The sequence below is a fragment of the Citrobacter braakii genome, assembly GCF_002075345.1.
Taxonomy (GTDB): Bacteria; Pseudomonadota; Gammaproteobacteria; order Enterobacterales; family Enterobacteriaceae; genus Citrobacter; species Citrobacter braakii.
Map to the genome: position 1 here is coordinate 1 of NZ_NAEW01000040.1, position 7,229 is coordinate 7,229.

A 7,229-nucleotide genomic window follows, 5' to 3' on the forward strand; every position below is an offset into this window, starting at 1 on the left:
ATATCGAGATGCCCTACACGAAACTGCGCTCACTGAGCCAGAAGGTGAACCTTCGCGCCGGACAGTCGCTGATTCTGACCGGGTTCAGCCAGGACAACACGTCGGTGAAAAAGAGCGGCACGTTCACGCCTGGTAATTTCCTCTTCGGGGGAGGCCGGAGCGGGGAGCATGGCCGCAGCACGCTGGTGATTATTATCACGCCGGCACTGACGGGGAATAACGGTGACTGAGATGACGAACGTGACAGCAGACACCGTGGTCGTGGTGACAGCCGGACGGCGCCAGTGGGCGGCGGGGCTGCGCTGGGAGGCACTGAGTCGTACGCCAGCGCGTAAAGGCATACGTCAGCGCTCCGCGGTGAAAAAACGTACCACGACCGGGCGCGCACGGCGCGACGGCACTGTGCTGACCCTGACGGCCCGGCAGGGACGGCGGGGAGACCGGGTGATCGCGAGCGGTCACATGACTTCGCGTCGGCGGGGACCGGTGTATTCGCTGGCGGCGGCGTTCAGTCGGGTCAGCGGTGATAACGCTTACGGAGTATACCGGCTGAATGAGTCCCGGTACGTGTTTCTGGCCACGGTATGCGGTCTGCCGTCGGTGATGGCGGATGTGACCGGAACCGCAGAGGAAGCCGGGCAGGCCCTGCAACGGTTCCTGGCGTTTAACACCGCGCCGGAGGGGGACTGGACGGTCATCTCCCCGGCGAATGAACCGCTGCCATGGGACGCGCTGACAGCTTCTGCGGGAAAGCGTGTTCTGAAGGTTTCCCGCCTGAAACCGGTCCGCGCAGGCATCCCGCCTCTGCCAGTGGTGGCGGGACTGGCGCTGCTGGGGGCGGCGGCATTCTGGCTGTGGCCGGATGGGGAGGACGACCTGCCTCCCGTTCTGGCGGACGTCATTTCCGTTGCCCCCCCTCCGGAACCGGTGTACCTGCCGCATCCCTGGAAGGAGATGATGCCGGTACAGGCGTTTCTGGCGCACTGCCGGACATGGCGGAGAGCTGCCCCGGTTTATCTGGACAGCTGGAAACTGAGCCGTGGAGAGTGCAGCGCTGACGGTCTGCTGCTGGTTTACAACCGTCAGCCAGGCGGTACGGCGGCGGGTTTTTCACGCCGGGCGACGGTGGTGTTTCAGCACAGGCCGGTCATTAACCTGGTGGCGGGCGGTGGTGAGGGGACGGTACACCTGCCCTGGACACCGGCGCCGGGCATGGACGAGCCTGTACCGCCAGTTGCCATGCAACTGATGCGGGTGGTGTCCTGGTACCAGGCGCACCAGGCCACTCTGACGCTGACGGCGGTGAGCGAGGAGCCGGGCGTGCCAGGGGATGACGGTGCGCCACCGCCGCTACAGGACTGGCAGGAGTACACCTTCACCCTGAAGGACGACCGGCTGCCGGAGAGTCTGGCGGGTCCGGCGGACGGACGGGGAATACGGATAAGCAAAGTGGTTTTCACGCTCGGCGGAGACAGCCGGCTGACGTATGAGACGGAGGGGCATATTTATGCCGGTAAGAAGTAAGGCAGCCATGGCTGCAGCCAGATCTACAGTGGTACTGGTATTGCTGGTTCCGCTGTTGACGGGTGGCGTACGGGCGCAGGCGGCAGAAAACATTCCGTCGTCCGCGCTGGCGGAGACCGCCACTCCGGTCGCAGAAGAGACGGTGCAGCCGGAAAGCTCCGTTTCACAGACACAGGCATCAGTGACTGATGACATGCCGCCGGTTGCGCCGCCGGGCAGTATCACTCAGGGGATGCTGGAGGATGTTCAGCAGAAAAACCTGCTGCTGGCGGCAAAGGTTCAGACCGCGCAACTGCAGCGCCAGCTGGAAGAAGCGGGCAGCGACGCACAGGCTGTGATTAAAACCGTGCCGTCAGCAGCGGAGCTGGCTTCTTCCGCTCCGGGAGCAGGACAGCCGGATAACCTGATGGTGCCACGGGTGAAAGACGCGGTAGCAGCCCGGCCGCAGGTGTTGGAAATCAGCGGGAAGGGCAGCGCGTTGCGCGCCCTGCTGCAGATGCCCGACGGCTTACAGCCGGAGGTGTCCGTCGGCAGCCGGGTGGTTATCGGGAAAACCACGCTGACGGTCAGTCGTATCTCTTTGTCCGGCGTCACACTCAGCGACGGCTCAGAGCTGTCGTTCTGAGCTGATGGCCTTCTGAACCAGGAGAAACACGTTTTATGAGCAGGGGAAACTCACCACAGCACCAGAATGAGGACAGCGGGGTGCTGCTGTACCACAACCCGGAGACGCGGGAAACCGAGATTCTGGTGGATGAGCACCGCCGGGTTCAGCCTGACGTGCAGGCGGAAGTGATGCGGCTGATGAGTGAGCATGCCCGGGTCTCCTCGCGGTTCGTGTCCCGCTCGGTACTGCAGACCTGCCGCCAGTCGCAGGGCCGCCTGGCAGAGTCAGACGAACCGGGGCTGAGCCTGAAAGACCTGGCGGACATCAGCCAGCGCCAGGCGGAGGTGCTGGGGTATTTTCAGACGGCACAGCGTACCGGCAGTTCTGATATTCATGTGACCACCAGTCCCGGGCTGACCCGTATTGAAATGCGTATTCACGGTGACCTGGTGACGGTGGCCGAACTGGGGGAACAGGACGGGGAGGCGCTGGCTGCCACCATCATTCTGTCGATGTGCGACGTCACCGAAGTACAGTTCTTCCCGATGCGCAAGCAGGACGGACGCGTGGCGGCGAAGTTTCTGAAAAAGGTCGGGCTGTTTGGCGCCCGCTACAGCCACACGCCAACCGCGGACGGCCTGCACTTCGTCATGCGTACCATTAATGACGACGGCGACCGGGTGCCGTCCCTGGCACAGCTCGGTTTTCTGCCGGCACAGATAATCCTGATACAGCGCATTCTGCGCCTGCCGGAGGGGATGGTCATCCTGTCCGGCCCCACGGGGTCGGGAAAATCCACCACGCTGAGGAGCTTCAGCCGTATCTGGCTGGAGCGGACCGGGTTCCTTAAACGCCTGCTGACGGTGGAGGACCCGCCGGAGGGGCGTATTGCCGGTGCCATTCAGACGCCAATAATCTGCGACAAGGCGGATGAGGCGGAGGTCAGGCGCGCCTGGGAGCGGGCCATCTCCAGCGCGCTGCGACTTGACCCCGACGCGATTATGCCGGGCGAGCTGCGTGACCTGATATCGATACTGGCGGGTATCTTCGCTGCACAGACAGGGCACCTGGTGATGAGCACGCTGCACACCAACAGTGCGCTGTCCATTCCGGAGCGAATGATAACCATGGGGGTAGAAGCCGGACTGATTCTGGACGCGCAGCTGATGGTGGGTCTTATCAGCCAGCGGCTGGTGAAGACGCTGTGCCCGCACTGTAAGGTGCCGTGGGCGCAGAAAATCACCTCCCTGAACGACGAACAGCGAGCGTACCTGGAAAAATACTGTCACGAACCCGGGCTGTGCCGTCCGGAGGACCTGTACTTCCGCCATCCGGAAGGCTGTGAGCACTGCCGGAAGTCGGTGGTGCTGAACGGTCGTACGGTGGCGACGGTGGGACACGGTGTGACCGGGCGCAGCGTGGTGGCGGAGGTCATCCGCCCTGACGCCAGGCTGTTCCATCTGCTGAAAGCCGAAGGTAAGGAGGCCGCGCGACGTTACTGGATGGCGAACGGTGGTATCAGCCGGCGTACCCATCTGCTGCACAAGCTTGGCTCGGGCCTTGTCGATCCGCTGGAGGCGGATGAGACCATTCCGCTTGATGAGGACGATGTGCTGCTGGTACCGGAGGATAACGTTGTACAGACCGCATCAGGTGCCGGTACACGTTCTGACGGCAGCCCCGGTGCCGGCCTCAGCGAAGAGCTGAAGGAGCTGGTCAGCCTGGCTGTCTCATCAGGGATTGAGCAGAGTCTGGCGCGGGGGCTTCAGGAAGCGCTGAAGGTGGCGCTGACCGCCCTTCGCCAGAACACGGCGGCACAGCGCAGCAACAATACCGTTAACAATAACAACGGAGGCGGACATGGACAATGAGAACAGCGTACGCAGCGGAATGCTGCAGCGGCTGCGCTATGAGGCCGTCCGCCGGACGTTCTCCGGGGAGTACCGTATCCGGTTCTATGACGCGCTGCGCTTCCTGCTGGCCAATCAGATACCACTGAAACAGGCGCTGGAGCAGATAAGCGAGGCGTACACGAATTTCGGTCAGCGCTGGCATCCGTTTGCGGAGCTGGCGCAGGACTGCACGGACGCGCTCAGTGACAACAGTGAGGCGCACGGACTGGAGAGCACGCTGGCCCGCTGGGTGCCGGCAGAAGAGGCGGCGCTTATCAGTGCCGGAATGCAGAGCGGGAGCCTGCCCGACGCGCTGGCGCAGGCGGTGCGGCTGACAACCTGCCGTCGCCGCATTATGTCGGCGATCCTGAAGATGTCGGTGTATCCGGTGGGTCTGGTTGTGATGCTGGTTCTGACCGTGCTGGTCTTCAACCTCTCGCTGATACCGGAACTGGAGAAGATGTCGTCCCCGGATACCTGGGAAGGGGGGCTGAGTTTTCTGTACGCGCTGTCGGTGTATGCGAACAGAAATGGTTTCCTGACGGGAGGCATGATGGTGGTGGCTGCTGTGTGGGTGTTCTGGTCCCTGCCGCGCTGGACAAGGCCTGACGGGCTGCGGCGGGTCGCGGATGTGTTTGTCCCGTGGTCGGTATACCGGGATATCCAGGGGGCGGTGTTCCTGCTGAATATAGCTTCCCTGCTGGCGGCCCAGGTGCCGTTGCTGAATGCCCTGAATCTGCTGCAGCGCTTCGCCTCCCCGTGGCTGGCGGTGAGGCTGGAGGCGATTATTGACCGGGTGGAGGAGGGGGACCACTTTGGCTTGGCGCTGAGAAACTCGGGCTGTGACTTCCCGTCTCGGGAAGCGGCCAACTTTTTATCCCTGCTGACCCGGGGCGACGGCGCGCCGGATGTGATTGCCCGCTACGGCGAGCGCTGGCTGGAGCAGACGCTGGAGCGGGTGAACGTCCGGGCCAACCGGATACGCCTGCTGATGCTGATGGTTCTGGTGGGCGTCCTGCTGTTGCTGGTCTCCGCCGTGATGACCGTCTCTCAGATGGGCGGCAGTGATATGAGCGGGGCGGGCTGATGCCCGCCAAATTAACCGATTAACAGACAGTCAGGTAACAGACAACTGAGGAAAAACAGATGACAGAGAACGTGATTTCCCTGAACGGTACCGGTAACACTGCCAGTAGCGGTAAGCGGCCGGAGCCCGACCGTGGCTGGGCACTGATGGAGCAGGGTGTGGTGGGGGTGGTTATTCTCGGGGTGATAGTGGCGGTACTGGCCTACGCCTTCACGCTGTGGTTGCGCAAGGATGTGGCTTCGGAGGCCACTAATATCCAGACCATCATCACCAGTACCCAGGGGCTGCTGAAGGACACGGACGGGTACAACTTCACCTCGGCGGCGAAGATGACCGGGTCGCTGATCCAGCAGGGCGGGGTGTCAAAAAGCATGACCATCCGCGGTGACGCGCAGTCGGGAACGGCCACGCTGTGGAACACCTGGGGCGGGGCGGTGACTCTGGCGCCGCTGAACACTGCGGGGTTCAACAACGGTTTCACCCTGACCTATGAGAAGGTACCGCAGGCGGCCTGCACGCAGATAGCCACGCGCCTGAGCAAGTCGGGGGTGGTGGACGGCATCACCATCAACGCCACTGCGCACGCTGACGGGAAGGTGACGTCCGAACAGGCCGGCGCACAGTGCACGAAGGACAGCGGGCGTACCGGCACCAACAAACTGATATTCACGGTGAACAACTGATATTTGTCCCGGACAGACACGGTGCGGATGTTACGGGGGATGCGAACAGTGACGGCGGTGACTGTGATGCTGATGTTGTTGGCGTCATTTTCCGCGCGGGCATTCTGCTTTGAGGCGGCGGGGGCAAAATACGGTATCTCTCCCCGGCTACTGGAAGCGATAGCCCGGGGCGAGAGCCACCTTGACCCGCACGCCATCAATGTGAACCGGGATAAGAAAGGGCGGGTGAAGAGCAAGGATTACGGTCTGATGCAGATTAACTCCGCCCATATCCCGGAGCTGCAGGCGATGGGGGTGATCCGCAGCGCGGATGACCTGTACCGACCCTGTCTGAATGTACAGACCGGGGCCTGGTTGCTGGCAAAACACTTTCAGGTCTGTGGTATCACCTGGAACTGCCTGGGGTCGTATAACGCCGGGTTCCGGGCGGACCGAAATGAAACCCGTGAGCACTATGCGAACCGGATATGGCGGATTTATAACCGGCTGCCGGCGACGCCGACAAGCGCAGCGACAGCGACAAAAAACGCCGGCAAAGGAGGTCATTGAAGATGTTGTTGTGGATATGGATTCTGGCGCCATGGTTTTTTGCTCTTCTCTCCCTGGGGCTTGCCTGCGTGCTGACGGAGATACTGCGGCTGAGAACGGCCCGGAACAGGGGAAATGACCGGGACGACGTGAAGTTATTAACCGGGGGACTGGCGGATGAAATTGATTGTCTTTTCGGGATGTATAAACAGACGGTTTATGAGCCGATGGAAGCGCTGAATGATGGCGACATTCTGTGGGTGCGGTTTTATGCCCGGCAGCGTTACTTCTGCATTTATGAAGACAGTGCCTGTGGTGTGTCGCGGCTGCCCCCGGAGACACGGCGGGCAGTTATTCTGGCGTACACCATGGCCCGCAGCATACTGGATGGACTGGCGGCACACACAGTTCTGCTGGAAAAACACGAAGAGCTGTCACCGACCGGAACGGAGGGAGGTGCAGACAATATCCGCCTGCAGCGGCTGGCAGCAAATACACGCCAGTTGAAGGTGCTTCACGAAGTTATGTGTGCGGTGACAGAGCAGACGCTGGCACAACTCCGGCAAGGGGATGTCCGGTGAGAACCCTGATAGCCACGGCGTTTCCGGTGGAATACGCCCTGCCGGTGATGGTCGCCGCTGCCCTGGCAGCGCGCCAGGTACTGATTCCTGTCCGTCGTTTTCTGACCGGGCAGGGCTGCCGCGTGAATGCCCGGATGCGGTCGGCAGAAGCCACGGGAATATGGGCGATTGCGGTGGCCGCCATGCTGTTCTGCCTGGCGCCAGTGTCTCCTGCTGAGCGGATACACGCCCTGCTGATGTCAGGGTTTCTGCTGCAACTGGGTGTGTGTGACGCGGCAAGCGGCTGGCTGCCGCGGCGGATGACGGTGACGTTCCTGGTTGCCGGTC

Annotated in this window: 7 protein-coding genes and 2 pseudogenes; all 9 read left to right on the top strand. The window is 62.2% G+C overall.

The annotated features are described in order from the left end of the window. A pseudogene (locus BZK42_RS27110) lies at positions 1-230 on the top strand (PilN family type IVB pilus formation outer membrane protein); the annotation flags it as partial. Position 231: 1 nt separating this feature from the next. Then, complete coding sequence (gene pilO2 / locus BZK42_RS27115; protein ID WP_080861290.1) at positions 232-1,524, top strand: type 4b pilus protein PilO2; 1,293 nt, start codon at positions 232-234, stop codon at positions 1,522-1,524. A gap of 7 nt (positions 1,525-1,531) precedes the next feature. Then, a complete protein-coding gene (gene pilP, locus BZK42_RS27120) occupies positions 1,532-2,149 on the top strand; it encodes a type IV pilus biogenesis protein PilP (RefSeq protein ID WP_158083402.1) in 618 nt (205 codons plus the stop codon). Between the two features lie 35 nt (positions 2,150-2,184). Further along, the gene (locus BZK42_RS27125; protein ID WP_080861294.1) at positions 2,185-4,002 is read left to right on the top strand and encodes a GspE/PulE family protein; all 1,818 of its coding nucleotides are present in this window, start codon (positions 2,185-2,187) and stop codon (positions 4,000-4,002) included. After that, positions 3,992-5,110 carry a type II secretion system F family protein gene (locus tag BZK42_RS27130; protein WP_080861297.1) on the top strand — a complete coding sequence of 373 codons (1,119 nt, stop codon included), beginning with the start codon at positions 3,992-3,994 and terminating at the stop codon, positions 5,108-5,110. The genes BZK42_RS27125 and BZK42_RS27130 overlap by 11 nt, the downstream gene beginning before the upstream one ends. Positions 5,111-5,169: 59 nt before the next feature. Further along, positions 5,170-5,793: a type 4 pilus major pilin gene (locus BZK42_RS27135; protein ID WP_080861301.1), complete on the top strand. Its 624-nt coding sequence runs from the start codon at positions 5,170-5,172 to the stop codon at positions 5,791-5,793. A 39-nt stretch (positions 5,794-5,832) separates the two neighbouring features. Continuing rightward, positions 5,833-6,342 carry a lytic transglycosylase domain-containing protein gene (locus BZK42_RS27140; protein WP_249025185.1) on the top strand — a complete coding sequence of 170 codons (510 nt, stop codon included), beginning with the start codon at positions 5,833-5,835 and terminating at the stop codon, positions 6,340-6,342. A gap of 2 nt (positions 6,343-6,344) precedes the next feature. Then, positions 6,345-6,902 (top strand): hypothetical protein, encoded by a 558-nt coding sequence (locus tag BZK42_RS27145; protein ID WP_080861311.1) that lies wholly within the window; start codon positions 6,345-6,347, stop codon positions 6,900-6,902. Further along, positions 6,899-7,229: pseudogene (locus BZK42_RS27150) on the top strand (prepilin peptidase); the annotation flags it as partial. The gene BZK42_RS27145 and the pseudogene BZK42_RS27150, both read left to right, overlap by 4 nt.